We start from the raw sequence: 25,618 nt of genomic DNA, 5'->3' as shown, positions 1-25,618 counted from the left end.
CGCGCGGTCAGTCCTGCTCCGGGCCGGCGGCGATCTGCTTGCGGTAGAAGTCGGTGGTGCGCTGGGTGTGCCTGCGCATGATCTCGCTAGCCCGGTCCGCGTCACCCTTGGCGATGGCCTTGATGAGCTGGGCGTGCTCGTTCCACGCCTCCTTGCCGCGGGGCCGCGCGATGGGCGTGTAGTACCAGCGCACCTTCTGGCCCACCTGGGAGATCAGGTCGGCCAGTACGGCGTTGTCGGCGACCGCGGTGAGGCAGGCGTGCAGCGCGGTGTTGGCGGCGACCAGCCGGTCGACGTCCCCGGCGGCGAGCGCGTCGACGCCCTCCTGGTGGAGCTCCCACAGGCGCTCGACGTCCTCGGGCTTCGCGTTCTCGGCGGCGAGCTGGGCCGAGTACGTCTCCAGCACGGCGCGTACGCCGAGGAGTTGGGCCGCCTCCTCCTCGGTGGGGGAGTGCACGAAGGCGCCCTGGGAGGGGCGCAGATCGACCCAGCCGTTGGTCTGGAGGCGTTGCAGCGCCTCGCGCACCGGCTGGCGGCTGACGCCGAGGTGCTCGGCCAGCTCGGCCTCGACCAGGTGCTGGCCGGGCTTGAGGGAGCCGTTGACGATCAGCTCGGTCAGGGCGTCGTAGACGGCCTGGCGCAGCGGTGCCGGGCGGGCGACGCGGCGGGACGCCGCAGCCGACAGGGCCTCGCGCATGGTTCCCCGTTCCGCCGACGGCCGGTGGGCCGGCGGCTCTGCCAGAGGTGGCCGCCCGTGCGCTCACGGTCGGCGGGCAGGGCGAGCATACAGGTTTTCGTATGCAAGATGGCGAGTGCCTTGAGCGGCGCTCAAGGCCGGGGAGTGGAGCCACATCGGCCCCTGGAGGCTCTGGGTGAACCTTCTTCGTCGGGCTTCTGTATACAGAAGTCTGTATGGGGTATGGTCGCGATGTCCCGCCAGCATCGCTGGGAAGAGCGGCTCTGTTCGTCGGTCACGGACCCCGCGGATCCGCAGGAGACGGAAGGCGAAGCGATCATGACGACCAGCGGGAGTGATGTGACGGTCGAGAGCGTGGTCCGCAGACTCGTGGCCGGTCACCGGGATCAGCGCGGTTCGCTGCTGCCCGTACTGCACGCCGTACAGGCCGAGTTGGGGCATGTGCCGCAGGAGGCGGTCCCCGTCCTCGCCGAGGAACTCAACCTCTCCCGGGCGGACGTCCACGGGGTGGTGACCTTCTACCACGACTTCCGCCGCGAGCCGGCGGGCCGCACGACGGTCCGCATCTGCCGCGCCGAGGCGTGCCAGGCCCTGGGCGCCGACCGCCTGGTGGGCTACGTCCGCGAGGCCGGACTGGCCCTGGGGGAGACGGCCGCGGACGGCTCGGTCACCGTCGAGCAGGTCTTCTGCCTCGGCAACTGCGCGCTGGGGCCCGCCGTGGAGGTCGACGGACGGCTGCACGGCCGCGTGGGCACGGCCCGGCTCGGCTCGATCCTCAAGGGGGCGGTCTCATCATGAAGGACTCGACGGGCGGCGGGACGACGGGCTCCACGGACCCTGTCACCCAGGACACCGCCACGCGCGGCGAACGGCGCCCGGCCGTGACGGTCTACGTCCCCCGCGACTCGGCGGCCAGGTCCGTCGGCGCGGACGAGGTCGCCGACGCCCTGCGGCAGGCCGCCCCGGACGGCGGGCCGGACATCGACGTCGTACGCAACGGATCACGCGGCATGCTCTGGCTGGAGCCCCTCGTCGAGGTGGCGACCCCGGACGGCCGGGTCGGCTACGGGCCGGTGGCCCCCGAGGACGTGGCGGATCTGCTCGCCGCCGGTCTGCTGGACGGCGCGGACCACCCGCTGCGGCTCGGCGTCGTGGACGAACTGCCCTGGCTGGCCCGCCAGACACGGGTCACCTTCGCCCGGGTCGGCGTGACCGACCCGCTGTCCACGCGCGACTACCTGGACCACGGCGGCCTCGCCGGACTGCGCGCGGCGCTGGCACTCGCCCCCGCCGACGTCGTCGCCGAGGTGACCCGCTCCGGACTGCGCGGCCGGGGCGGCGCCGGCTTCCCGGCCGGGATCAAGTGGAAGACCGTGCTGGAGTGCGCCGACGAGCTGAAGTTCGTCTGCTGCAACGCCGACGAAGGGGACAGCGGCACCTTCGCCGACCGCATGGTCATGGAGGGCGACCCCTTCATGCTCATCGAGGGCATGACGATCGCCGCCCACGCGGTCGGCGCGAGCGAGGGCTACCTCTACATCCGCTCCGAGTATCCCGACGCCGTGGCCACGATGCGCGCCGCGATCGGTGTCGCGCGCGAGCACGGCTGGCTCGGGCGAGGCATCCTCGGCTCCGCGCTTGACTTCGACCTGCACGTCCGCGTCGGTGCCGGCGCGTACATCTGCGGCGAGGAGACCTCCATGCTGGAGAGCCTGGAGGGCAAGCGCGGCACCGTCCGCGCGAAACCCCCGATCCCGGCCGTCGAGGGGCTGTTCGGGAAACCGACCGTGGTGAACAACGTGCTCACCCTCGCCACCGTGCCCGTCGTCCTCGCCGAGGGCGCCGACGCCTACCAGGACCTCGGCGTGGAACGCTCGCGCGGCACCCAGGTCTTCCAGCTCGGCGGCAACGTCGCGCACGGCGGCATCGTCGAGACGGCGTTCGGCGTCACCCTGCGCGAACTCGTCGAGGACTACGGCGGCGGCACCTTCTCCGGGCGCCCCGTGCGCACGGTGCAGGTCGGCGGGCCGCTCGGCGCGTACCTGCCGACGTCGATGTTCGACCTCCCGATGGACTACGAGGCGTTCGCCGCCGCCGGGGCCATGGTCGGCCACGGCGGCATCGTGGTCTTCGACGACTCCGTCGACATGGCGGCCCAGGCGCGGTTCGCGATGGAGTTCTGCGCCGAGGAGTCGTGCGGCAAGTGCACGCCCTGCCGCGTCGGTTCGGTCCGCGGCGTCGAGGTGATCGACAGGATCGTGGCCGGGCAGCACCGGGAGGAGAACCTGGCGCTGCTGGAGGACCTCTGCGACCTGATGACCGAGGGCTCGCTGTGCGCCATGGGCGGACTGACGCCGATGCCCGTGCGCAGCGCCCTCGCGCACTTCCCCGACGATTTCCTCGCTCGCCGCCGAGTCCTGGAGATCCGACCCGTACACACGACCGGCGCCAGGACGGAGGGCACGGCATGACACTGCTCAAGGAACCCGACTTCGGCACCCCGGAGAAGCCCGGGGCGGCCACGGTCTCGGTGGAGGTGGACGGCCTGCCCGTCACCGTCCCCGAGGGCACCTCGGTGATGCGCGCCGCCGCGCTCGCCGGCATCGACATACCCAAGCTGTGCGCCACCGACAGCCTGGAGCCGTTCGGTTCCTGCCGGCTGTGCGTGGTGGAGATCGACGGCCGGCGCGGCACCCCGGCGTCCTGCACCACGCCGGTCGCGGACGGGATGCGGGTCAGCACGCAGACGCCCAAGGTGGAGAAGCTGCGCCAGGGCGTCATGGAGCTGTACATCTCCGACCATCCGCTGGACTGCCTCACCTGCCCCGCCAACGGCGACTGCGAACTGCAGGACATGGCGGGCGTGGTGGGACTGCGGCAGGTCAGGTACGGCTACGAGGGCGAGAACCACCTCGACGCCGAGAAGGACACGTCCAACCCCTACTTCGACTTCGACCCGGCCAAGTGCATCGCGTGCTCCCGCTGCGTACGCGCCTGCGGCGAGGTGCAGGGCACGTTCGCGCTGACCATCGAGGGGCGCGGCTTCGAGTCCAAGGTGGCGGCGGGCGCCGGCGAGAGCTTCATGGACTCCGAGTGCGTCTCCTGCGGGGCCTGCGTCCAGGCCTGCCCGACGTCCACCCTCCAGGAGAAGTCGGTCGTCGAACTCGGCATGCCGACCCGGTCCGTGGTGACCACCTGCGCCTACTGCGGGGTCGGCTGCTCCTTCAAGGCCGAGCTGCGCGGCGACGAACTCGTGCGGATGGTGCCGCACAAGGACGGCGGCGCCAACGAGGGCCACTCCTGTGTGAAGGGCCGCTTCGCGTTCGGCTACGCCACGCACCCCGACCGGGTGCTCAAGCCCATGGTGCGGGAGCGCATCACCGACCCCTGGCGCGAGGTCGAGTGGGACGAGGCGATCGGCACGGTCGCCCGCAGGATGCGCGAGCTCCAGGCGGCGTACGGGCCGAACTCGGTCGGCGCCATCACCTCCTCGCGGTGCACCAACGAGGAGGTCTACGTCGTCCAGAAGATGGTCCGCGCGGCCTTCGGCAACAACAACGTGGACACCTGCGCCCGGGTATGCCACTCCCCGACGGGCTACGGGCTCAAGCAGACCTTCGGCGAGTCCGCCGGCACTCAGGACTTCCGTTCCGTGGCCCAGGCCGACGTCATCATGGTGATCGGGGCCAACCCCACCGACGGGCACCCGGTGTTCGCCTCGCGGATGAAGCGGCGCCTGCGCGACGGCGCGGAACTCATCGTCGTCGACCCCCGCCGGATCGACCTGGTGCGCTCGCCGCACATCGAGGCGCGCCACCACCTCCAGCTGCGGCCGAGCACCAATGTCGCCGTGGTGAACGCCATGGCGCACGTCGTGGTCACCGAGGGCCTGGTCGACCGGGACTTCGTGGACCGCCGCTGCGAAGGCTTCGACGAGTGGGCCGAGTTCATCGCGCTGCCGGAGAACAGCCCCGAGGCCGTGGAGCCGGTCACCGGCGTCCCGGCCGGTGAACTGCGGGCCGCCGCCCGGCTGTACGCCCAGGCGCCCAACGGGGCGATCTACTACGGCCTCGGTGTCACCGAGCACAGCCAGGGCTCCACCATGGTCATGGGAATGGCCAACCTCGCGATGGCGTGCGGCAACATCGGCCGCGACGGCGTCGGCGTGAACCCGCTGCGCGGCCAGAACAACGTGCAGGGCTCGTGCGACATGGGCTCCTTCCCGCACGAACTGCCCGGCTACCGACACGTCTCCGACGACGCCGTACGCACCGTCTTCGAGAACCTGTGGGGTGGCACGATCCTGGCCGAACCGGGGCTGCGCATCCCCAACATGTTCGACGCCGCGATCGACGGGACGTTCCGGGGGCTCTTCGTCCACGGCGAGGACATCGCCCAGTCCGACCCGAACCTCAAGCACGTCACCGCCGCGTTGCGGGCGATGGAACTGGTCGTCGTCCAGGATCTGTTCCTCAACGAGACGGCCAAGTTCGCGCACGTCTTCCTGCCCGGCGCCTCCTTCCTGGAGAAGGACGGCACGTTCACCAACGCCGAGCGCCGGATCAACCGGGTGCGCGCGGTGATGAAGCCGAAGACCGGCAAGCACGAGTGGCAGATCGTCAGCGAGATCGCCACGGCGATGGGCCACCCCATGTCCTACGACCACCCGGGCCGGATCATGGACGAGATCGCCTCGGTCACGCCCACCTTCACCGGCGTCTCCTTCGAGGTGCTCGACAAGCTCGGCAGCGTGCAGTGGCCGTGCAACGAGTCGGCGCCCGAGGGGACTCCCGTCATGCACGTGGACGAGTTCGTGCGCGGCAAGGGCAGGTTCGTCGTCACCTCCTTCGTCCCGACGAACGAGCGCAGCACCCGGCGCTTCCCGCTGGTCCTGACCACGGGCCGCATCCTCAGCCAGTACAACGTCGGCGCCCAGACCCGCCGGACCGCGAACGTCGCCTGGCATCCCGAGGACGTACTCGAACTGCACCCGCACGACGCGGAGGTGCGGGGCATCAACGACGGCGACATGGTGACGCTCGCCAGCCGCGTCGGACGGACGACGCTGCGCGCGGAGATCTCCGACCGGATGCCCACCGGCGTCGTCTACACCACGTTCCACCACCCCGTGACCGGGGCCAACGTGGTGACCACCGAGAACTCCGACTGGGCGACCAACTGCCCGGAGTACAAGGTGACCGCGGTGCAGGTGGGCCTCGCGCCGCGCGGCGCGGAGCCCGCCGGGGACGGCGTGCCTGCCGCGGCGGTGGACCGGTGACCGCCGGCGTCCCGCCGGAGCGCCGGATGGCCAACGACATCGCGGCGAACCTCCGGCACCTGCCGGGGGAGGAGGCCGCGAGGGCGGTCGCCGGGCACATCGACCGGTTCTGGGACCCGCGCATGCGCAGCCGGCTCCACGCGTTCGTCGACGCCGGAGCGGACGGCCTCGACCCCCTCGTCGTCGCGGCGGTGGGGCTCCTGCGCCCCTGACGCCAGGCCCCCGGCCCGCGGTACTCGCGCGGGCCGGGGGCGGCGCGCGCTGGGTAGGCTGGGCCGGCCCCGGTGAGAGGAGTCGTGCATGCTGTTCCGCCAGCTGGAGTACTTCGTGGCGGTGGCCAGGGAGAGGCACTTCGCCCGGGCGGCGGAGGCCTGCTACGTGTCGCAGCCCGCGCTCTCGGCGGCGATCGCCAAGCTGGAGCGGGAACTGAACGTCACGCTGATCAACCGCGGCCACAACTACCAGGGCCTCACTCCCGAGGGCGAGCGGCTCGTCGTGTGGGCCAAGCGGATCCTCGCCGAACAGGACGCGTTCAAGGCCGAGGTGGCCGCCGTCCAGTCCGGGATCACCGGGACACTGCGGCTGGGCACCGACCCCACCGCCTCCACGACCCTCGCGCTGCCCGTCGCCGCGTTCTGCGCCGCCCACCCGCTGGCCAAGGTGCAGGTCCGCTCGCGGCTGTCCACCAAGGAGCTGCACCGCCAGCTGCGCGACTACGAACTGGACGTGGCCATCGCCCAGTTCGATCCCGGCGACCAGGAGGGCCTCCAGGTCGTCCCGCTGTACGAGGAGAGGTACACGCTGCTGGTCTCCGGCGACCAGCTGACCTCCCAGGCCTCGGTGATGACATGGGCGGAGGCCGCGCAGCTGCCGCTGGCGCTGCTGACCCCCGACATGCGTATCCGGCAGATCATCGACTCGGTCTTCGCGGCCCAGGGGTTCGTGGTGACCCCGCAGGTCGAGACGGACTCGATCGCCTCCCTCTACGCGCACGTCGGCGTCGGCGACTGGGCGAGCATCGTGCCCCACACCTGGCTGCGGGCGATGCCGGTGGTCGGCAGGACGCGGGCGCTGCGGCTGGTCGAACCGGCCGCGGGCGCCCAGGTCTCGGTGGCCATCCACGCGGCGACCCCCGGTTCGGTCGCCGCCCGCGCCTTCGTCAACGCGGCGACAAGCCTGTCGCTGGACGACTTCTTCGACCAGCCGCTGCCGCCGGAGCACCGCGTACGGTGACCGCCCGGGCTCACCCCGCGTACCGGGCCGCCACCGCGCCCCGGTCCAGGGCGCCCTTGGCGGTGTGCGGCAGCGTGGCGACGACGTGCAGCCGCTCGGGCACCTCGAAGGACGCCAGCCGGCCGCGCGCGTACTCCAGGATGTGCGCGGACTCCAGGCACTCGCCCTCGCGTACGACCACGGCGGCGCCCACCCGCTGCCCGTACCTGGCGTCGGGCACCGCGAACACCGCCGCCTCCACGACCCCCGGGCATCCGGCGAGGACGTCCTCCACGTACTCGGGGGAGATCTTCTCGCCCCCGCGCACGATGAGGTTCTTGATGCGCCCGGTCAGGGTCAGGCAGCCGTCCTCGTCCAGCAGCCCCAGGTCGCCCGTGTGGAACCAGCCGTCGGTGAAGCACCGCGCGGTCTCCGCCGGGTCGCCGAGATAGCCGCGGGCGACGGTCGGTCCCCGCACCCACACCTCACCCTCCGTGCCGGCCCGCCGGGTCCGCCCGTCGGGGGCGACGACCCGGACGTCCACGCCGGTCGGCCGGCCCACCGTGCCCTGCCGCAACGACCCGTGCTGGGGCAGGGATTCGCTCGTCGCCTGGTGCGTGGACTCCGTCATCCCGTACGCGGACAGCAGCGGCACCCCGAGCGTTCGCTCCAGCGCCCGCTGCGTCGCGGCGTTCAGGGGCGCGCTGCAACTGCGGACGAACCGCATGGGCGGCGCCTGCGGGACCGGGAACCCGTCCGCCGACCGGTCCAGGAGGATCTCGTGGACCGTCGGGACCGCGGTGAACCAGGTGGCGCCCGCCGCCCGTACGTCGTCCCAGAACGTCCGGGCCGAGAACCGGCCCCGCTCCGGCAGCAGCACGCAGCCCCCGGCGGCCAGCGACGACACGAGCCCGGCGAACAGCCCGTGCCCGTGGAAGAACGGCATCACCGCGACCGTCGCGTCGGCGGGCCCCAGCGCGTAGGCCTCGCAGATGTTGCGCACCGACGCCGCCACGTTCGCGTGGGTCAGCGGGACCATCCTGGCCCGGTCGGTGGTGCCCGCGGTGAACAGGACCAGGGCGTCCCCGTCCGTCAGCTCGTGCGCCGCGCCCCCGGCGTGGGGCAGCGGGCGCGCGCCGGTGTCGAGCGCGACCGTGGCCGCCCCGCCCGGGGCGACGTCCACCCGCAGCGGCCAGACCGGGACACCGGCCCGCGCCACCGCCGGCGCGCCCGACGCGGGCGGTCCCACCAGGGCGGCCCGCGCGCCCAGGGCCTCCAGACGGGCCGACAGCCGCGGTCCGGGCAGCGCGGGGTCGACCGGCGCGGCCACGAGACCGGCCCGCGCCGCGCCCAGCAGCGCGACGACGAACTCCGCCGTGTCGGCGCAGACCAGGCCGACCGCGTCGCCGCGCCGCAGCCGCGTGCCGCCGAGCCGCGCCGCCACCTCGTCGGCGAGCGCGTCCAGGGTCCGGTACGACAGCCGCACCCGCTCCCCGGTGACGATCAGCGCCCCGGCGTGCGGACGCTCGCGCACATGCCGGTCTAGGAGGTCGGTGAGCCCGGTGACGCCGGGCGTCCGGTACCGGTCGGCGCCGCGCTCGAAAGCCGCTGCCGGAACGGCCATGACCCCATCTCCCCGCGCTCGGTGAAGCAGTCCTCTGCGAGCCTGCGGCGGTGCGCGGCGCGCGTCCAATACCCACTGGCGAACGGCCGATAGCGGCCGTCTATCAAGGGAGTTGCGGGGCCTGGCAGCGGCGCGCCACCTGCCGTCGATAGACGCTGTTTATCGGCTGGTCGCCGATGGGTCTTGGACGCGGACGCGCGCGCTACCGAAGGTGAGAGCAGTAGCCGCACCGGCAGGACCTGCCCAAGGAGGACCTCCGATCATGACCGCCCCCTCGTCCATGGAGACCGCGGCAGCAGCCGACGTTCCGACCGAGCTCACCGACGGGTACCACCTGGTCGTCGACGCGCTCAAGATGAACGACGTCGACACCGTCTACGGGGTGGTCGGCATCCCGATCACCGACCTGGCCCGCCTCGCCCAGGCCCAGGGCATCCGCTACCTCGGCTTCCGCCACGAGAGCAACGCGGGACACGCGGCGGCGGCCGCCGGCTTCCTCACCAAGAAGCCCGGGGTGGCCCTGACGGTGTCCGCGCCGGGCTTCCTCAACGGCCTCGTCGCGCTGGCCAACGCCACCACCAACTGCTTCCCGATGGTGCAGATCTCGGGCTCCAGCGAACGGCACCTGGTGGACCTCAGGCAGGGCGACTACGAGGAGATGGACCAGCTCGCCGCCGCGCAGCCGTTCGTCAAGGCCGCGTACCGGATCAGCCGCGTGGAGGACATCGGCCGCGGGATCGCCCGTGCGCTGCGCACCGCGATATCGGGCCGCCCCGGCGGCGTCTACCTGGACATCCCGGCCGCGGTGCTCGGCTCGGTCATGGACGCGCGGGAGGGCGCGAGGACGCTGAGCCGGCTCGTCGACCCCGCGCCCCGCCAGCTGCCCGCGCCCGAGGCGGTGGACCGCGCGATCGAGCTGCTCGCCGGCGCCGAGCGGCCGCTGGTGGTGCTCGGCAAGGGCGCCGCGTACGCCAGGGCGGACGAGCGGATCCGCGAGTTCGTCGAGTCCACGGGCGTGCCCTACGTACCGATGTCGATGGCCAAGGGGCTGCTGCCCGACGACCACCCGCAGTCGGCGGCCACCGCCCGCTCGCTGGCGCTGAAGAAGGCCGACGTCGTGATGCTCGTCGGCGCCCGCCTCAACTGGCTGCTCGGTCACGGCGAGGCACCGCAGTGGAACCCGGACGCCCGGTTCATCCAGGTGGACATCGAGCCCCGGGAGATGGACAGCAACCAGCCCATCGCCGCCCCGCTCGTCGGCGACATCGAGTCGGTCTTCGACGCGCTCGCCGAACGCACCAAGCCCGGCCGGATCGCGGCCCCGGCGGCCTGGCGGGAGGAGCTGGCGGCCCGCTCGGCGCAGAACGTCGCCAAGATGGCGAAGCGCCTGGCGGCCGACCCCAGCCCGATGCAGTTCATGGGCGCGCTGAAGGCGGTCCGCGACGTCCTCCGCGAGCGCCCTGAGACCTACCTCGTCAACGAGGGCGCCAACGCGCTGGACATCGCGCGCAACGTGATCGACATGCACGTACCGCGGCACCGCCTCGACAGCGGCACCTGGGGCGTCATGGGCATCGGCATGGGCTATGCGATCGCCGCCGCCGTCGAGAGCGGCGCGCCGGTCGTGGCCGTGGAGGGCGACAGCGCCCTCGGCTTCAGCGGCATGGAGCTGGAGACCGTCTGCCGCTACGGACTCCCCGTCGTGACGGTCGTCATGAACAACGGCGGCGTCTACCGCGGCGACGACGTGAACCCCCTCGGTGACGCCCCCTCTCCCACGACCCTGATGGCCGCGGCACGCCACGACCTGATGATCGAGGCGTTCGGCGGCAAGGGCTACCGCGCCACCACGCCCGCCGAGGTCACCGCGGCCCTCACCGAGGCGCTGGCCTCGGGCGGCCCCGCCCTCATCGACTGTGTCATCGACCCCTCGGCCGGCACCGAGAGCGGGCACATCTCGCACCTCAACCCGAAGGGCATCACCGTCGGCAACATCACGCCGCCGAAGAAGTGAGCGCCCCGGACCCTCGCAGCCCTTCCCGCACCGCACGCCCTCGCACGAGACCTCCACGAGAAGGAAGCCACGATGAGTGAAAAGCCGCTCGCCGGAATCAAGGTGATCGACTTCACCGGGGTCCAGGCCGGTCCCGCATGCACCCAGATGCTCGCCTGGTTCGGCGCCGACGTCATCAAGGTCGAGCGCATCGACGGCGGCGACGTGACGCGCCGTCAGCTGCGTGACATCCCCGACCTGGACGCCCTCTACTTCACCATGCTGAACAGCAACAAGCGCTCGCTGGCCATCAACACCAAGTCCCCCGAGGGCAAGGAGGTCATGGAGAAGCTGATCCGCGAGGCGGACATCCTGGTGGAGAACTTCGCGCCGGGTGCCATGGACCGCATGGGGCTCGGCTGGGACCGCCTCCCCGAGCTGAACCCGCGGCTCATCTTCGGCTCCGTCAAGGGCTTCAACGACGACTCCAAGTGGAACGACCTCAAGGTCTACGAGAACGTCGCCCAGGCCGCCGGCGGCGCCGCGTCCACCACCGGCTTCTGGGACGGTCCGCCCACCATCAGCGGCTCGGCCCTCGGCGACAGCAACAGCGGTATGCACCTGATGATCGGGCTGCTGACCGCGATCATCCAGCGCGAGGCGACCGGCCTCGGCCAGAAGGTCTCCGTGTCCATGCAGGACGCCGTCCTCAACCTGACCCGGGTCAAGCTGCGCGACCAGCAGCGCCTGGAGAAGGTCGGCTACCTGGAGGAGTACCCGCAGTACCCGAACGGCGAGTTCGGCGACGCGGTGCCGCGCGGCGGCAACGCGGGCGGCGGCGGGCAGCCGGGCTGGATCCTGAAGTGCAAGGGCTGGGAGACCGACCCCAACGCCTACATCTACTTCACCGTCCAGGAGCAGAACTGGGCGCGCACCTGCGAGGCCATCGGCAGGCCCGAGTGGGCCGAGGACCCGGAGTACAGCACCGCCCTGGCGCGCCAGCCGCACATCATGGACATCTTCGGCGAGATCGAGAAGTGGCTGGCCGACAAGACCAAGTACGAGGCGGTGGACATCCTGCGCACGTTCGAGGTGCCCTGCGCCCCTGTGCTCAGCATGAAGGAACTCGCCGAGGACCCCGACATGCGCAAGAGCGGCACGATCGTCGAGGTCGAGCAGAAGGAGCGCGGCACCTACCTGACGGTGGGCAGCCCGATCAAGTTCTCGGACTTCAAGCCCGAGATCCTCGGGGCGCCGCTGCTGGGCGAGCACACGGACGAGGTGCTGGCGGACCTCGGCTACGACGCGGACGACATCCGCAAGCTGCACGCCGGCAGGGTCGTCGCCTGACCCGTACCGCTCCGATGCCCCGCGCGCGTGCCGTGCGCGGGGCATCGGCGTGCGCACACGACTCGGCCGGCGCCTCCCGTGAGGAGTGCGCCGGTCGAGTCGTGCGCGCCGTCAGACCGGGGTGCTGTCCGCCGCCCGCTCCTGGCGCCGGCGCATCACCTCCCGCTCGCGGGCCCGCCGCGCGGTCACATCCCGGACGACCGCCCCCACGTGGCCGGGGCCGCCGCCGGGATCGGCCAGCAGCACCACGCTGAACTCGATGGAGAGGGTCTTGCCGTCCGCGTCCACGGCGGGCACCGACAGCAGGTCGCTCTCCCCGTACTTGGTGGCGCCCTCGGCCATGGCCGTGTGGAAGCCGTCCCAGTGCCGCTGCCGGTGCCGCTCGGGGATGATGACGTCCAGGCTGCGGCCCGCGACGTCGGCCGCCGGGAACCCGAAGATGCGCTCCGCGCCCCGGTTCCAGTACCGGATCAGTCCTTCATGGTCGATGATCACTATGCCGTCGGGTGCGTGGGCCGCCATGCCCAGCACCACCTCGGGACTCAGATCTTCCATGGTTCCTCCGCGCAGGGGCTCGCCGGACTGAGGTCGTATACAGAATACAGTCTTCCGGCGTCCGGGGAAGGTGTGCGGAGGGGGATCGGGGCGGGGGGAGCGGGCGCGTCAGTCCGCGGGGTCCGGCGCTCCCGGGTGCTCCGGCGCCGTGCCGTAGGGCAGGCCGTCGAGGGGACGGTCCGTCAGGAAACGGAGCAGCAGATCCGCGTACTCCGCCTCCCGTTCGAGATGCACCATGTGGTCGGCGTCCCGTACGAGGAGGAAGGTCGACCCGGTGATCGAGGCCGCCACGGCACGGTTCTCCTCGGGCGTACTGGTGTGGTCGTGCTCGCCGGTGAACACCAGTGCCGGGACGGAGTCGATGCGCTCGCTCGGGATGGGGTCCGCCGCGACCAGCCGCTCGTGGCAGACGGCGTGACGCCGCGCCTCGGCCGGGGTGATCCCCGCGAACTGCCGCCGCAGCAGCCGGGCCACGGCCGGCGCCTGCGCCACCCGGTCGGCGCGGGCCGTGTTGAGCAGCCCCGCGACGGCTCGTTCCACCGCGGCCTCCGCGTCGGCGTCCTCCCGGCCGAGGACGGCGCCGACACCCCGCATGTCCTCGCACAGCGCCCGCAGCCGGGGGTTCATCCCGCGGGCCGCGCCGACCAGCACGAGCCGGGCCACGCGGTCGGGCCGGCGCAGCGCCGCGCGGTAGGCGATCGGTGCGCCGTAGGAGGCGCCGAGGAGGTTGACGCGGTCGTGGCCGAGGCGGTCCGCGAGGTGCAGGGCGGCGTCGGCGAGGACGTCGAAGCCCTCCTCGGCGGGCAGGTCGTCCGCGGTGCCGGTGCCGGGCAGGTCGACCAGCACCAGCGAGGTGTGCCCGGTGAGCCTGCGCTCCAGCCGGGGCCAGGCGTACATGTCCTGCAGCGCGCCGCCGAGCAGCACCAGGGGCTCGGTGACCGGGGCCGCGTCGGAGGTGACGACGCGGCAGGTGTAGCGCAGACCGCGCCAGTTCAGCCGTACGACCTCTTCGCGCGTGTGTTCCGGAGGGATCCAGGGCGGTGCGGTCCAGGGGGCGGTGGTGGTGGGGGGCATCACGAGGTCTCCGCGGCCCGCCCGGCGATGAGGTCCGCCAGGGCGCTGACCGTGGGGACCCCGGCGAGTTCCTTCTCCGGGATCACCAGTCCCATCCGGTCCTCCAGATGCATGGACAGCACGGTCACCGCCATGGAGTCGATGCCCGCGCGGGCCAGCGTCGCGTCCGGGGTGATCGGGCCGGCGGGCAGGCCCGCCTGGGTGGTAAGGATTCCCTTGAGTTCTTCCAGCAACGTGTGCGTCTCCTTGTGTACCGAGCGGACGGGCCTCACAGCTCCGCGGTGATCCCCGGGGGCCAGACCAGCGTCGTGGCGGCCCAGGCCAGACCGCTGCCGAAGGCGACCACCAGCACGCGGTGCCCCGGCTTCAGCCGACCCTCGTCCGCGGCGTGGTTGAGCAGCAGGGGCACCGACGCGGCCGCGGTGTTGCCGACCCGGTCGATGTTGGACGGGGTGCGCTCGGCGGGGATGCCGAGGGCGTCGGCGACGCAGGCGCCGATGCGCCCGTTGGCCTGGTGGACGACGAGCCGGTCCACCTCGTCGAGGGTCCAGCCGGCCGCCGCGACCGCGTCCCGGGCCGCCTGGGTCATCCGGCGCACGGCGTGCCGGAAGACCTCGTTCCCGCGCATGTGAACGAAGAAGTCGGCCGGGGGAGCGGAGTGACGCCGGTGCCGCTCGCGGGCGCCGCCGGCCGGGATCTCGATGGCGTCACCGAGCGAACCGTCGCTGCCCCAGGCGAACGGGCCGAGGGTGCCGTCGCCGCCGGGGGTGCCGGCCTCCAGGACCACGGCTCCCGCCCCGTCGCCGAAGAGGGGGGCCGTCGCGCGGTCGTCGGGGTCGATGATGGCGGACATCGTCTCGGCGCCCACGACGAGGACCCGGCGGGCGCTGCCGGCCGCGATCAGCCCGGCGGCGACGGCCGCGGCGTGCACGAACCCGGCACAGCCCGCGGTGATGTCGAAGGCGACCGCGCCGGACAGACCGAGCCGGTGCGCCACGGCAGGCGCGGTGGCGGGGCAGTGGTGGTCGGGGGTGGTGGTGGCGAGGACCACGGCGTCGACGGTGTCCACCCCGGCCGAGCGCATCGCCCGGCGCCCGGCCTCCACCGACATGTCGCCGGTGGACACGGCCTCGTCCGCCCGACGGCGCTCGTGGATGCCGATCCGCTCCCGGATCCACTGGTCGCTGCTGTCCAGCCGCGTGCACAGCTCCTCGTTCGTGACCCGGCGGGGCGGGAGCCAGGAGCCCACGCCGGTCAGGACCGCGGCGGCGCTAGGACCGGGGGCAGGCGGTGTAGTTGGGGCACTCATATACGCAACGTACATGAGCGGCAACGGAAAGTTGTCAACGGGCTGATCGCGGGGCCGCGCACGCGGTGCGGGGCCGGCACTCGTGGAGCGGATGGTCCGGCCGGGCCACCGGCGTCCGGCGCGGGTCGCGCAACTGCCGGTCGGTGTGCGGCCGTTCCGGTGACCGGGGGCGCCCGGGTGCGGTCGGCCACCGGCGGCTCCGGTGCTCGCATGCCGGTCCCGCCGGCCCCTCGGGGCCGCGCCGGCGGGCGGGTCAGTGGTGGGTGCGGACGCCGTCGAGGGCGACGGCGAGCACGCGGTCGCGCTGGGCGTCGTCGAGGAAGTTCGTCGCGGTGATCCCGGCGACCATCCGCAGCAGGTCGTCGAAGTCGATGTCCGCGCGCGCCTCGCCGGCCTGCTGGGCGCGCGTGAAGAGCGGGCCGCCCGCCTGGTACATCGAGTCGCGGCAGGCGAGGGAGACGTCCGACTCGCTGCTGAGGGCCTCGCGGACGGCGCGCTTGGTCACGGTGTAGTCCACGAACCGGCGCAGCCAGGCCGCCAGCGCCTGCCACGGCTCCAGCGCGGCGACGTCCAGTGCCGTGCGGCACAGCTCGTTCACCTCGTCGGCGTAGACGCTCTCGAAGAGGTGGCGGCGGGTCGGGAAGTTCCGGTACAGCGTGCCGATGCCCACGCCCGCGCGGCGGGCGATGTCCTCCAGCGAGGCTTCCGCGCCGTTCTCGGCGAACGCCTCGCGGGCGGCGGCCAGCAGGGCGTCGTAGTTGCGGGCCGCGTCCTTGCGGTGCGGGCGCTGCGACGCGACGATCTCGCCGACCGGGAACCGCTGAGCCGTCACTGCTGCCTCCAGGCCGGGAAGGTGGTTGAAGCGGAGGGGTGCCTCCGCTAGAGTGGAGGCGTACCTCCACTTTAACAGTCGGGGCGGTTCTCCGACGCTGCGTACGGCCGTACGCACCGCCGGCCCCGCTCGTACGACGGCACGTCGACAGCCGCGTACCGAGCGCCCCGCCCCACTCCACGCCTCCCTCGCGACCGCACCCGTGGCCGCACATCCCTCGACGGCCCGCAACGACGTGGCCGTACCCCTGCACCCCCGACCCCGGCGCCCCGTACAACCGCCCCGCGCGGTCCCCGGCGCCGCTCCCCGGGCTGCCCGCAGCCCGTCCGGTCCGTACGACCGCGGCCGGCCTTCTTCCGGCCGCACCCTGTTCGGAGAGGCTCCTCCATGCCCCGCAAGTCCACCCGCCTCACCTTCGCGGTCCTCGCGACCGGTGCGGGCGTCTTCTCCATGCTCCAGTCGCTGATCGCGCCGGCCCTGCCGACCGTCCAGCACGCCCTGCACACCTCGCAGTCCACCGCGACCTGGGTGATGACGGCCTATCTGCTGTCCGCCTCGGTCTGCACCCCGATCCTCGGCCGCGTCGGCGACCTCGTCGGCAGGAAACGCACCCTCGTCGCCGTCCTGGTGACCGTCACCGCCGGCTGTCTGCTGGCCGCGCTCGCCCCGACCATCGGTGTCCTGATCGTCGCCCGCGTCGTCCAGGGCATCGGCGGCGCGCTGTTCCCGCTGTCCTTCGGCATCATCCGGGACGAGTTCGCCGCCGCCGAGGTGAGCCCCGCCATCAGCAACCTGTCCGCCGTGATCGCCGCGGGCGGCGGCGTGGGCATCGTGGCCGCCGGCCCCATCGTGACCGCGCTCGACTACCGCTGGCTGTTCTGGCTCCCCGTCGGCGTCGTCGCGCTCACCACCCTGATCGCCCTGCGCTACGTCCCGGAGTCGCCCGGCCGGGCCGAGGGGCGCGTCAACTGGCTCGGCGCGGTCCTGCTGTCCGGATGGCTGGTGGCGCTGCTGCTGCCGCTCAGCCAGGCGACCCGCTGGGGCTGGGGATCGGCCCGCGTCGTCGCCCTCTTCGCCGCCGCCGTCGTCCTCTTCGCCCTGTGGCTCCTCGCCGAGGCCCGCTCGCGCAGCCCGCTGATCGACCTGCGCGTCATGCGGCTGCCCGCCGTGTGGACCACCAACACCGCCGCCCTTCTCTTCGGCGCGGGCATGTACGCGATCTGGTCCTTCCTGCCCGCCTTCGTGCAGACCCCGCGCTCCGCGGGATACGGCTTCGGCGCGAGCGTCACCACGGCCGGACTGCTCATGCTGCCGATGCTGGTCGCCATGTTCTGCTCCGGCGTGCTCAGCGGACGCCTGGAGCCCGTGCTCGGCGCCAAGAAACTGCTGGTCGCCGGGGCCGCGCTCGGTGCGGTCGCCTGCGCCTTCCTCGCCCTGTGGCACGACCGGCCGTGGCAGGCCGCGTTCGCCGCGGGCGTGTTCGGCCTCGGCATCGGACTGGCCTTCGCCTCGATGGCCAACCTCATCGTCGGCAGCGTCCCGGCCGCCCAGACCGGTGCCGCGACCGGCATGAACGCCAACATCAGGACCATCGGCGGATCGATCGGCGCGGCGGTCACCAGCGTGCTGGTGACCGGCCGGCTCCAGCCCTCCGGCCTGCCCTACGCCTCCGGCTACACCCACGCGTTCGCCCTGCTCGCCCTGCTCTGCCTCGGCGCGGCCCTCGCCGCGCTGCTCGTCCCGGTCCAGCGCGCCCGCCGCGTCACCGGCACGCCCCGGGCCGGCGCCCCGGCGGGCACCGCGGCGGCCCCGGCACCGGCCGTACGCGGCTGAACCGCGCCCGGCACGACAGCGTCCGCCGCCGGGACCCTCGTGACAGAGGGCCCGGCGGCGGACGCGGTGGTACGCGCGGGAGCCGGGGCTCAGACGGACGTCCCGGTCGGGACACCCTCCCCGGCCCGGCGGTGGGCGTGGAGCTCGTACACGCTGAAGGCGCGCCGGATGACCGGCTGCGCCACGTTGCGCACCCGGACCCCGCCGCTGGTCATCCCGTGCTCGGTGCCCGCGTGCGCGTGCCCGTGCACGGCGAGGTCCGCGCCGGCCGTGTCGACGGCCTCGGCGAGGAGGTAGCTGCCGAGGAAGGGGTAGATCTCCAGCGGCTCGCCCGCCAGCGTGTCCGGCACGGGGGAGAAGTGCGTCAGCGCGATCCGCACGTCGCAGTCCTCCCGGGCCAGTGACTCCAGCGAGGTCCGCAGACCGTCCGCGCAGCGCCGGCTGTAGCGGACGAACTCCTTCATCAGCGGCTCGCCGAACTCCCCGGCGTTGCGGCCGACGAAGCCGCCGCCGAACCCCTTGGTGCCGGCGACACCGACGCGCCCGGAGCCGGTCTCCACGACGCTCGCTTCGCCCTCCAGCACCTCGACACCCGCGTCCTTGAGGATCGCGGTGACCTCCTCCGGCCGTTCGTCGTGGTGGTCGTGGTTGCCCAGGACGGCCACCACGGGCACGCCGAGCCCCCGGACCTCGTCGGCCACCACGCGCGCCTCCTCGGGCGTGCCGTGCCGGGTGAGGTCACCCGCCAGCAGCAGGATGTCCGCGCATTCGGGCAGGGTGTCGAAAGCCGGCCGGAGCAGGCCCCGACTGTCGGGCCCCATGTGGATGTCCCCGACGGCTGCGACCCGGATCATGCCAGTTCCTCCGTGTGGTCGGGGGCGTTGGTCTCGGCCACCACGATGTCGCAGTGCACCGTCAGACCCGCCAGCTCGTCCTGTGCGATCCGCAGGATCTCGTCCCGGCAGTGCGAGGAGGAGACGGTGCCCGTGAGCATGACCGCCCCGGACCGCACCTCGGCCCGGACGCCCAGTTCCCCCAGGTCGTCGGCCGCCAGCCGGTCGCGCAGGTGCGCCACCCGGTACTCGACGTTCTGCCCGGCGCCGCCCGGGGCGGCCGGGTCCCGGCTCGCGTGGTCCGCTGTGTGCTCGCTCATCGTCCATCCTTCTGCGGTGCGATGACTTCCAGGCGTTCCAGCAGGTAGAGGAACGCGTCCGGCATCGGCGCGTTCCCGCAGGTCTCGCGCACCTGCCCCCAGTCGACCTTCTCGCGCAGCGCCCGCGCGATGGGCAGCACCGCGCCGAAGTCGCAGTGGTGCTCGGAGAAGGCGGACAGCAGACTCCGCATCAGGTCGGTCGGTGCCAGGACCGGCATCTGCACCGAGTCGACGGACAGGGTGTCCGCCCGGTGCAGCATGTCGCTGTCCACCGGCTGGTGCGCCAGTTCGAAGATCAGGTCGATGTCCTGCCCGAGGCACTTGGCCTTCAGCAGCCAGTCCTCCGGGGGCGCGAACACCTCGAGACCGGACGCGCGCAGGGTGTCCGCGACCGGCCCCGCGTCCTCGGGTTTGACGCAGAAGTCCGCGTCGTGCTGGAGGTTCCCGGTGCCGCCGTGCGCGTACACGGCGACGCTGCCGGCCAGGGCGAACTCGTATTCGTTCCGCTTCAGGATCGCGCCGACCTGCTTGGCCGCCTCCAGGATCGCCTGATTGCGGTCGCGGGGCAGATCCAGCTCGTGCGGGTCGAGCAGCCGGCCGGCCTCCTTGGGGCGTACCGCCGCCAGTCGCAGTTCAGGAGAGATCTGCCGCTGGTCGAGAGCGGCGTCGTCCGCGTTCTGCGTCATTGCTGCTCCGTTTCCGTGTCCCGAGACCGGTTTGGACACTTGGGTACCCGTTCCGGTACCCGGCTCGCCCGTTTCGACACGGCGGCCTCCCCCGGCCCCCGGACCCCACCGGACCGGGTACGGGCTCACGGCCTGCCCGCCGGGTCCGCCCGCCGTGGCGCGGCCGCCGTCCTGACCCAGCCGTCGCTGCGCGGGTCGTGCCGGACGAGACCCAGCCGGGCGAAGTCCTCCAGCCATCCCCGCATCGGCCAGTGGCCCCATCGCCGGTTGAACAGGGCGCCGTTGCGCAGGATGTCGTCCAGGTGCTCGACGGGCGGACGGCTCACGGCGTGATGCTGGTGGTAGGCCGGGGCGCCGCCGAGCCACGCGACGCCGACGCCCGCCTCCGCGGCCAGCAGCGCGAAGTCCGTGTCCTCGCCGCCGTACCCGGTGTACTCCTCGCAGAAGCCGCCGATGCGCTCCCAGGCCGTCGCCGTCGTGGCGAAGGACAGCGACCAGAAGAGGGCCGGGTCCGCCTCGGGGACGATCTCGCCCGGGCCGGGTGCGGGCCGGGCGGGGTGCGGCTCGGCCATGGCGGGCAGGTCGTCGAGCCGGTAGCCGCCGGGCGGCGGCGGGGGCAGGTAGCTGACCGTGCCGCACAGGATGCCGTCGTCGCGGGCGAGTTCGGCGTAGCGGGCGATCGTCTCCGGGCCGGGCACGCAGTCCACGTCGAGGAAGACGAGACAGTCGGCGCCTCGCTCCAGTGCCCGCCGGGCCCCGGCGTTGCGGGCCGCGGCGAGCGGCAGTCCGGGCGCGTCCGGGCGCCGCTCCACGGCGACGGCGTCCCCGGGGGGTTCCCGGCGGGCCACCAGCTCTCCCGCGACCGGGTCGTCCATGGTCACCACGACGTAGTGGTCCGGGCGACGGCTGCCGACGGCCAGCGCCCGCTGCTGGAGCAGCAGGTGCTCGTGCCGCCCGGACACCGGGGTGATCACGGCTACGCGACGCACGACGCCTCCTCCAGGGCCGGACCGGCCAGGCGGTCCAGGAACGAGGCGGCGCGCCGGGCGCCGTCGCCGTGGGACCAGCGGGTCCAGCCGGCGCCGCCGAGCCGGACCGCCTCGGACAGGACCCCGGGCCACAGCGGACCGGCGGGCCAGTCCGGCCGGACCAACGCGACACCGCCCTCGGCCAGCGCGCGGCCGGTGGCCCGCTGCTCGCCGAAGGGCCGGTCCTGCGGGATCACGACGGCCGGCCGGCGCGCCGCCGCGCACTCGGCCAGGGCGTTCTGGCCGGCGTGGGTGACGACGACGTCCGCGGCGCAGAGCAGCGGCCATGGGTCCGCGGACCAGCCGGCGCTCCCGCCGAGGACGGTCCACTCCCAGTCCGGTGCCGAGCGCCGGGCCTCCGCCAGCCGGGCCTCGTCGATGTCGTCGCCCCCGGCGCCCAGCATCACCAGCACCCGGCGCCGTCCGTCGGAGCGGGGCGCTCCGGTGAGCCGCGGCCGGCCGTCGTGGCGGGAGAAGGCCCCGGCGTGCAGGGTCTTGGCGTACCAGTGCTCGGGCCAGCCCGGTTCCGGCAGGGCGGCGGGCCAGGGGGCGAGCAGTCCGAGGGCGAGGTCGTACGCGAGGACGTGGGCGGGGTCCAGGCGCTCGCCGCGCATCGCGGCGACGACGACGGGCACGCCCATCAGCCTGCCGAGCCCGGCGATCTCCACGGACACGTCGCTGACCAGCAGCGAGGGCCGCTCGCGCGTGATCCACTCGGCGACCATGCCCATCCGGCTCCGGTAGCCGTCGTGGCCAACGGGCGCCCAGTGCAGCCGGCCGCCCGCCTCGACGTCACGTGGGGTGCCGCCGGTGTCGAGGGGCAGCCGCACCCAGGGCCCCCGCCAGTCCGCCGGGCGGGGCAGGCTGGACAGTCCGGTCACCGGCTGCGCGGTGTGCCGGGCGACGCAGCCGGCCCGGTGCAGATGACCGCGCCCCTGGTGGTGGACGTAGTAGCCGATCATGCCGCCATCAGCTCCTCGTACAGCAGCTCGTACCGGTCGGTCATGGCCTCCAGCGAGCAGTGCCGTACGGCGCGCTCCCGGCAGGCCGCCCGGTCGAGCGTCAGCGTCTCCCCGATCGCCTCGGCCAGCGCCGACGTGTCCGGCCAGGGGACGAGCCGGCCGCACTCGGGGGTGAGGATCTCCCGCAGCGCGCCCCGGTCGAAGCCGCACACCGGGGTGCCGCAGGCCAGGGCCTCCGCCACCACCAGTCCGTACGGCTCGTCCCAGCAGGGCGTGGCCAGGGCCGCCCCGGCACGGCCGACCAGGGCGATCAGCTCGTCCCGGGTGAGGTGCCCCTCGTAGGAGACGCCGTCGCCCAGCCGGGGGGCGATCCGGCGGTCGAAGTAGGCGCGGTCCGGTGTCGGGCCGGCCAACCGCAGCGGCAGTCCGGCCTCGCGCGCCGCCTCGATCGCCAGGTGCGGGCCCTTCTCGGGCACGAGCCGCCCGAACCAGACCAGGTCCGTGCCGCCGGGGCCCGGACGCCAGTGCCGGGTGTCGACGCCGTTGTGGATCACGCGCGCGGAGGGGATGAGCGGCGCCCAGGCCCGTGCCGTGTGGTCGCTCACCGCCGTGAAGTTCCCGCGGTACCCGGGGCTCGTCTGGACGGCCGACTCCAGCCACGGCGTGGGCGGGGTGTGCAGCGTGGTCACCACCGGCGTGCGCAGGGCCGGCGCCATGGCCACCGGCAGATAGTGGAGGCTGTTGTTGTGGATGACGTCGTAGGGCGAGCCGCCGTCCTGGCACAGGTCGACCATCAGCCGCAGGTAGGCGTGGTGCTCGGCGAGCGACGAGGGGTCCGTCATGGACAGGTCCGCCCGCGCCGCGTCGCTGAACACGGCACGGTGGACCGGCAGTTCGTGGACGCCGAGGGCCGGATCGGAGCCCGCTCCGGCGAAGAGGGTGACATGGTGCCCGCGTTCGCCGAGGTCCCGGGCCAGCGACCATGTGTGGGCCTCCAGACCGCCGGCGAACGGCTCGCGGATGGGATGGCGCGCGGACGCGATGAGCGCGATCTTGAGGCGGGCGCTCATCGCAGCAGGTCCTCGTAGAGCGCCCGGTGCGCGGCGGCCACGGCACGCCGTTCCGCCCCGCGGGCGGCGGGGTCGGCCCGGGGCGCGGGACGCCCCCGGTAGGCGGCCTCGACGGCGGCGCGCAGCGAGACGGGGTCGGGCCCCTCGTCGGCCATGCGGTACGTGTGGCAGGGGCGCTGCTCGGCGTAGTGGCCGCGGTCGGAGACCGCGACGGCCGTCCCCAGGTCGTGGCAGGCCTCCAGCCACCCCGAGTGCGTGCCGAACGCGTACGGCAGGACCGACAGGTCCAGGGAGCGCAGATAGCGCCACAGCTCGGCGTCGTCGAAGTAGTCGTGGACGTGCAGGTCGACGCGGCCGGCGTCGGCCAGGGAACGCAGGGCGGTCAGGGTCTCGGGCGCGTAGGCGTGGGCGCCGGGGTCGGCGGTCTCCTTGTGGATGTCGACCCGCAGTCTCGCCCCGGGCAGGTCCGTCACCAGGTCGGCGAGGGCGCGGATCACCGGCAGCGGGCGCATGTTCGGGCGGATGCTCTTGGCGTGCACGCCGATCACGAAGCCGGGGTGCGAGGGGCGCGGCGCCGACAGCTCCGGCTCCTCCACCACGTGCGGGTGGGGGAGCACCCGGGCCGTGCGCCCCCAGTGCCGTTCGATCTGGTCGGCCGCGCCCTGGGTGAGCGTGATCAGCCGGTCGGCCGCCGGGATCAGCACGTCGAGCGCGGCCCGGTGCGGGCGCGGGTCGGGCTGGTGCGGGTTGCGCAGGTCGTGCACCGTCTGCACGAACGGCTTGCCGTGCCGGCGCAGCGCCGCCACCAGCGCCCGCAGCTCGTCCGGCGACTGCGCGTCGAAGCCGAAGTGCAGGTGGTAGACGTCGAAGTCCCCGTGGTGCGCCTCGACCCAGGCCGGGTCGAGCATGACGGGCGGCCACCAGCGCTGGGAGGTGCTGGGGGCACCGTTGGGGCGCGGATCGGCCAGCAGGTCCACCACACCGTTCCCGTCGGGTGACAGGAGGTGCGCCACGTACACGTGCCCGGCCGGTACGGACGCGACGCGGACCCGGCGCTCGGGCCGTGCCGTCCGCGGCGTCGCCGGCGTGGGGTCCACGAGGGTCTTCACGGATGTCTCCCTGTGGGTCGGCCGCTACGGAGCGGCGTGATGTGACTGGCACCGGAGTACCCACGCCCACAAAAGGGATGTACGTGACGGGAAACAAAAAATGTGATCAGTGGGAAAGTCGTGGCGGAAGTGACAGGCGCCCGGAGGGGCGCACGACGGCTGTGCGCCCCTCCGGGCGCCCCCTCGCACGACAGGGCCGCCCCCTTCGCGGCGGCGGGCCCGTCCATTCCGTTGACGCGGTCCCGCCCGGCCGTTAGCTTGCGGCGAGTTTCCTGCGGGGGGAGAGACATGAAGCGACCGGTCCTGGCCGCCGTCACGGCGGTCTGCGCGGCGGCGCTCGCGCTGTCGGGCTGCGACGACGGGGGCGGGGGCACCGACGACCGCACCGGCCGCGAACCGGCGACGGCGACTTCGACGGCCGAGGACGCGGCCGACGACTTCGGGTGCCTGACCGGCAAGCAGCTCAAGAGATCGGTGACGTTCGAGGACACCGAGGGCAACGAGGTCGGCGGCTACGCCACGGGCAGCGGTGCCGCCGGCGTCGTCCTGTCCCACCAGTCGAACAACAACGTCTGTTCCTGGGTCCCGGCCGCCGACGAGCTGGCCGGGGACGGGTACCGCGTGCTCGCCGTCGACAGCAGCGGGTCGGAGGTGCCGGAACTCGTGGCCGCCGCCGCCCGGCTGCGGCACGAGGGGGCCGAGAAGATCATCCTGATGGGGGCCTCCAAGGGCGGTACCGCCTCGCTGGTCGCCGCCGCGGAGATCGAGCCCGAGGTGGCCGCGGTCGTCTCGCTCTCCGGCCCCGGCTTCTACCACGGCCTCGACGCCACGGAGGCGGTGCCCGGGCTGACCATGCCCCTCTACCTGGTGGCGGCGCGCGGCGACGGGACGTTCGGCGAGGACGCCGAGGAACTGCACGGGCTGGCGAAGAGGTCGCGGGGCGGGAGACTCCGGCTGGTGCCGGGAGCCGCCCACGGGAACGACATCCTCACCCAGCAGCCGGACGTGTGGAAGCAGGTCAAGACCTTCCTCGCCCGGCAGCGCTGACCTCGGCCGCGCGAACCGGCGACGGCACCGCGGCCCCGTACCCGGCACTCCCGGCCCGGCGGGCCGCCGTCCGCCACAGCCACGCGATGTCCCTCCCGAAGGACCAGCTCAGCAGGGCCAGCGCCAGCAGGACCAGCGCGAACGTCAGCGGGCGGGCCAGCACGCCCGCCGCCGCGACCAGCAGCACGACACCCTGGAGCGCCGCCACGGTCTTGCGCGCCATGCTCGGCGGCAGCGCGCCGTTCAGCCACGGCAGGACCCGCGCCGCCGCCACGAACACGTACCGCATCGTGCCGATCAGCAGCACCCACGGCCCCAGCGCCATGGCGACGTACACGCTCAGCACGAGGATCAGGAACGCGTCGACCTCCATGTCGAAGCGGGCGCCCAGCGCGGACGAGGTGCCGGTCCGGCGGGCCACCTTGCCGTCCACGCCGTCCAGGATGAGCGCCACCGCCGTCAGACCGACGAACAGCGTCAGCGGCGGCGAACTCTCGAAGGAGTCGGCGACCAGCGCGGTCACACCACCGACCAGGATCGCCCGGCCGAGGGTGACGCGGTTCGCCGGCCCGAAGGGCAGCGGCTGCGAACGGCGCAGGGCCCGGTTCAGGACGGCCCAGGTCGCGATCCCGAAGGCCAGGCCCGTGAGCCAGCCCGCGGGTCCCAGCCCGATCGCCGCCCCCAGGAACGCGAGGAGCAGCAGCTGCGCGCCGGCTCCCACCGCCGTCTCCTGCTGCGCGAGCCTCGCGTCGTACGTGTTGTTCAGGGCCACCGCTCACCCTCCGGCCGAGTGACAGATTCGATCA

The 25,618-nt window shown here is 73.4% G+C and carries 24 protein-coding genes; 9 read left to right on the top strand and 15 right to left on the bottom strand.

The features are described 5' to 3' along the window. Positions 1–7: 7 nt before the first annotated feature. The gene (locus ACFYQQ_RS01615) at positions 8–697 is read right to left on the bottom strand and encodes a GntR family transcriptional regulator (RefSeq protein WP_356171481.1); all 690 of its coding nucleotides are present in this window, start codon (positions 695–697) and stop codon (positions 8–10) included. A gap of 318 nt (positions 698–1,015) precedes the next feature. Here ACFYQQ_RS01615 and ACFYQQ_RS01610 point away from each other — a divergent pair, with 318 nt between their 5' ends. From ACFYQQ_RS01610 to ACFYQQ_RS01590, 5 genes are all read left to right on the top strand, one after another. After that, positions 1,016–1,495, top strand: a complete 480-nt coding sequence (locus tag ACFYQQ_RS01610; RefSeq protein WP_355785017.1) for a formate dehydrogenase subunit gamma — start codon at positions 1,016–1,018, stop codon at positions 1,493–1,495. Further along, on the top strand, positions 1,492–3,168 hold the full coding sequence (locus tag ACFYQQ_RS01605; RefSeq protein ID WP_355785020.1) for an NADH-ubiquinone oxidoreductase-F iron-sulfur binding region domain-containing protein: 1,677 nt from the start codon (positions 1,492–1,494) through the stop codon (positions 3,166–3,168). The genes ACFYQQ_RS01610 and ACFYQQ_RS01605 overlap by 4 nt, the downstream gene beginning before the upstream one ends. Beyond that, positions 3,165–5,975 (top strand): formate dehydrogenase subunit alpha, encoded by a 2,811-nt coding sequence (fdhF, locus tag ACFYQQ_RS01600; protein ID WP_356171488.1) that lies wholly within the window; start codon positions 3,165–3,167, stop codon positions 5,973–5,975. Before ACFYQQ_RS01605 ends, fdhF begins: the two co-directional genes overlap by 4 nt. Positions 5,976–6,001: 26 nt before the next feature. Further along, a complete protein-coding gene (locus ACFYQQ_RS01595) occupies positions 6,002–6,187 on the top strand; it encodes a formate dehydrogenase subunit delta (RefSeq protein WP_356171491.1) in 186 nt (61 codons plus the stop codon). Positions 6,188–6,275: 88 nt separating this feature from the next. After that, positions 6,276–7,208: a LysR family transcriptional regulator gene (locus ACFYQQ_RS01590; RefSeq protein WP_355794333.1), complete on the top strand. Its 933-nt coding sequence runs from the start codon at positions 6,276–6,278 to the stop codon at positions 7,206–7,208. A 10-nt stretch (positions 7,209–7,218) separates the two neighbouring features. Here the strand turns inward: ACFYQQ_RS01590 and ACFYQQ_RS01585 are convergent, their stop codons facing one another. Next, positions 7,219–8,811, bottom strand: coding sequence for a FadD7 family fatty acid--CoA ligase (locus ACFYQQ_RS01585; RefSeq protein WP_388902852.1), 1,593 nt, complete (start codon positions 8,809–8,811; stop codon positions 7,219–7,221). A gap of 262 nt (positions 8,812–9,073) precedes the next feature. Between ACFYQQ_RS01585 and oxc the strand changes: the two genes are divergently transcribed. Then, on the top strand, positions 9,074–10,825 hold the full coding sequence (gene oxc, locus ACFYQQ_RS01580; protein ID WP_356171497.1) for an oxalyl-CoA decarboxylase: 1,752 nt from the start codon (positions 9,074–9,076) through the stop codon (positions 10,823–10,825). A 72-nt stretch (positions 10,826–10,897) separates the two neighbouring features. After that, on the top strand, positions 10,898–12,154 hold the full coding sequence (gene frc / locus ACFYQQ_RS01575; RefSeq protein ID WP_355794215.1) for a formyl-CoA transferase: 1,257 nt from the start codon (positions 10,898–10,900) through the stop codon (positions 12,152–12,154). A gap of 111 nt (positions 12,155–12,265) precedes the next feature. Here frc and ACFYQQ_RS01570 read toward each other — a convergent pair whose 3' ends face one another. The 5 genes from ACFYQQ_RS01570 to ACFYQQ_RS01550 all read right to left on the bottom strand — a co-directional run bounded on the left by ACFYQQ_RS01570 (position 12,266) and on the right by ACFYQQ_RS01550 (position 15,924). Next, positions 12,266–12,709, bottom strand: a complete 444-nt coding sequence (locus ACFYQQ_RS01570) for a PAS domain S-box protein (RefSeq protein ID WP_388902848.1) — start codon at positions 12,707–12,709, stop codon at positions 12,266–12,268. Between the two features lie 108 nt (positions 12,710–12,817). After that, on the bottom strand, positions 12,818–13,783 hold the full coding sequence (locus tag ACFYQQ_RS01565; protein WP_356171505.1) for an alpha/beta hydrolase: 966 nt from the start codon (positions 13,781–13,783) through the stop codon (positions 12,818–12,820). Beyond that, on the bottom strand, positions 13,783–14,016 hold the full coding sequence (locus tag ACFYQQ_RS01560; RefSeq protein WP_355794346.1) for an acyl carrier protein: 234 nt from the start codon (positions 14,014–14,016) through the stop codon (positions 13,783–13,785). The genes ACFYQQ_RS01565 and ACFYQQ_RS01560 overlap by 1 nt, the downstream gene beginning before the upstream one ends. A 35-nt stretch (positions 14,017–14,051) precedes the next feature. Further along, positions 14,052–15,092, bottom strand: a complete 1,041-nt coding sequence (locus tag ACFYQQ_RS01555) for a beta-ketoacyl-ACP synthase III (protein WP_355794347.1) — start codon at positions 15,090–15,092, stop codon at positions 14,052–14,054. A gap of 253 nt (positions 15,093–15,345) precedes the next feature. Next, positions 15,346–15,924, bottom strand: a complete 579-nt coding sequence (locus ACFYQQ_RS01550) for a helix-turn-helix domain-containing protein (protein ID WP_356171511.1) — start codon at positions 15,922–15,924, stop codon at positions 15,346–15,348. Positions 15,925–16,311: 387 nt separating this feature from the next. On the opposite strand from ACFYQQ_RS01550, the gene ACFYQQ_RS01545 reads away from it, so the two are divergent. Further along, positions 16,312–17,757 carry an MFS transporter gene (locus ACFYQQ_RS01545; protein WP_388902842.1) on the top strand — a complete coding sequence of 482 codons (1,446 nt, stop codon included), beginning with the start codon at positions 16,312–16,314 and terminating at the stop codon, positions 17,755–17,757. An 89-nt stretch (positions 17,758–17,846) separates the two neighbouring features. Here the strand turns inward: ACFYQQ_RS01545 and ACFYQQ_RS01540 are convergent, their stop codons facing one another. From ACFYQQ_RS01540 to ACFYQQ_RS01510, 7 genes are all read right to left on the bottom strand, one after another. Beyond that, positions 17,847–18,611 (bottom strand): metallophosphoesterase, encoded by a 765-nt coding sequence (locus ACFYQQ_RS01540; protein ID WP_388902839.1) that lies wholly within the window; start codon positions 18,609–18,611, stop codon positions 17,847–17,849. Then, complete coding sequence (locus ACFYQQ_RS01535; RefSeq protein ID WP_355794158.1) at positions 18,608–18,910, bottom strand: BON domain-containing protein; 303 nt, start codon at positions 18,908–18,910, stop codon at positions 18,608–18,610. Before ACFYQQ_RS01535 ends, ACFYQQ_RS01540 begins: the two co-directional genes overlap by 4 nt. Then, on the bottom strand, positions 18,907–19,596 hold the full coding sequence (locus ACFYQQ_RS01530) for a hypothetical protein (protein ID WP_355794159.1): 690 nt from the start codon (positions 19,594–19,596) through the stop codon (positions 18,907–18,909). The genes ACFYQQ_RS01535 and ACFYQQ_RS01530 overlap by 4 nt, the downstream gene beginning before the upstream one ends. Before the next feature lie 125 nt (positions 19,597–19,721). Further along, positions 19,722–20,585, bottom strand: coding sequence for a glycosyltransferase family 2 protein (locus ACFYQQ_RS01525; RefSeq protein WP_388902835.1), 864 nt, complete (start codon positions 20,583–20,585; stop codon positions 19,722–19,724). After that, positions 20,573–21,586, bottom strand: coding sequence for a glycosyltransferase (locus ACFYQQ_RS01520; RefSeq protein ID WP_388902832.1), 1,014 nt, complete (start codon positions 21,584–21,586; stop codon positions 20,573–20,575). The genes ACFYQQ_RS01525 and ACFYQQ_RS01520 overlap by 13 nt, the downstream gene beginning before the upstream one ends. After that, positions 21,583–22,656 carry a glycosyltransferase family 4 protein gene (locus ACFYQQ_RS01515; RefSeq protein ID WP_356237895.1) on the bottom strand — a complete coding sequence of 358 codons (1,074 nt, stop codon included), beginning with the start codon at positions 22,654–22,656 and terminating at the stop codon, positions 21,583–21,585. Before ACFYQQ_RS01515 ends, ACFYQQ_RS01520 begins: the two co-directional genes overlap by 4 nt. Next, positions 22,653–23,765, bottom strand: a complete 1,113-nt coding sequence (locus ACFYQQ_RS01510; RefSeq protein ID WP_388902829.1) for a glycosyltransferase — start codon at positions 23,763–23,765, stop codon at positions 22,653–22,655. Before ACFYQQ_RS01510 ends, ACFYQQ_RS01515 begins: the two co-directional genes overlap by 4 nt. A 288-nt stretch (positions 23,766–24,053) precedes the next feature. On the opposite strand from ACFYQQ_RS01510, the gene ACFYQQ_RS01505 reads away from it, so the two are divergent. Next, positions 24,054–24,812: a hypothetical protein gene (locus ACFYQQ_RS01505; protein ID WP_356237897.1), complete on the top strand. Its 759-nt coding sequence runs from the start codon at positions 24,054–24,056 to the stop codon at positions 24,810–24,812. On the opposite strand, the gene ACFYQQ_RS01500 is transcribed toward ACFYQQ_RS01505, so the two are convergent. Further along, positions 24,784–25,584, bottom strand: coding sequence for a CDP-alcohol phosphatidyltransferase family protein (locus tag ACFYQQ_RS01500; RefSeq protein WP_355792186.1), 801 nt, complete (start codon positions 25,582–25,584; stop codon positions 24,784–24,786). The genes ACFYQQ_RS01505 and ACFYQQ_RS01500 overlap by 29 nt on opposite strands. Positions 25,585–25,618 lie beyond the last annotated feature (34 nt).

It is taken from the genome of Streptomyces sp. NPDC005496, assembly GCF_042872045.1.
GTDB lineage: Bacteria > Actinomycetota > Actinomycetes > Streptomycetales > Streptomycetaceae > Streptomyces.
The sequence above is the reverse complement of the archived record's forward strand: the minus strand, read 5'-3'. Positions and strand labels throughout refer to the sequence as shown.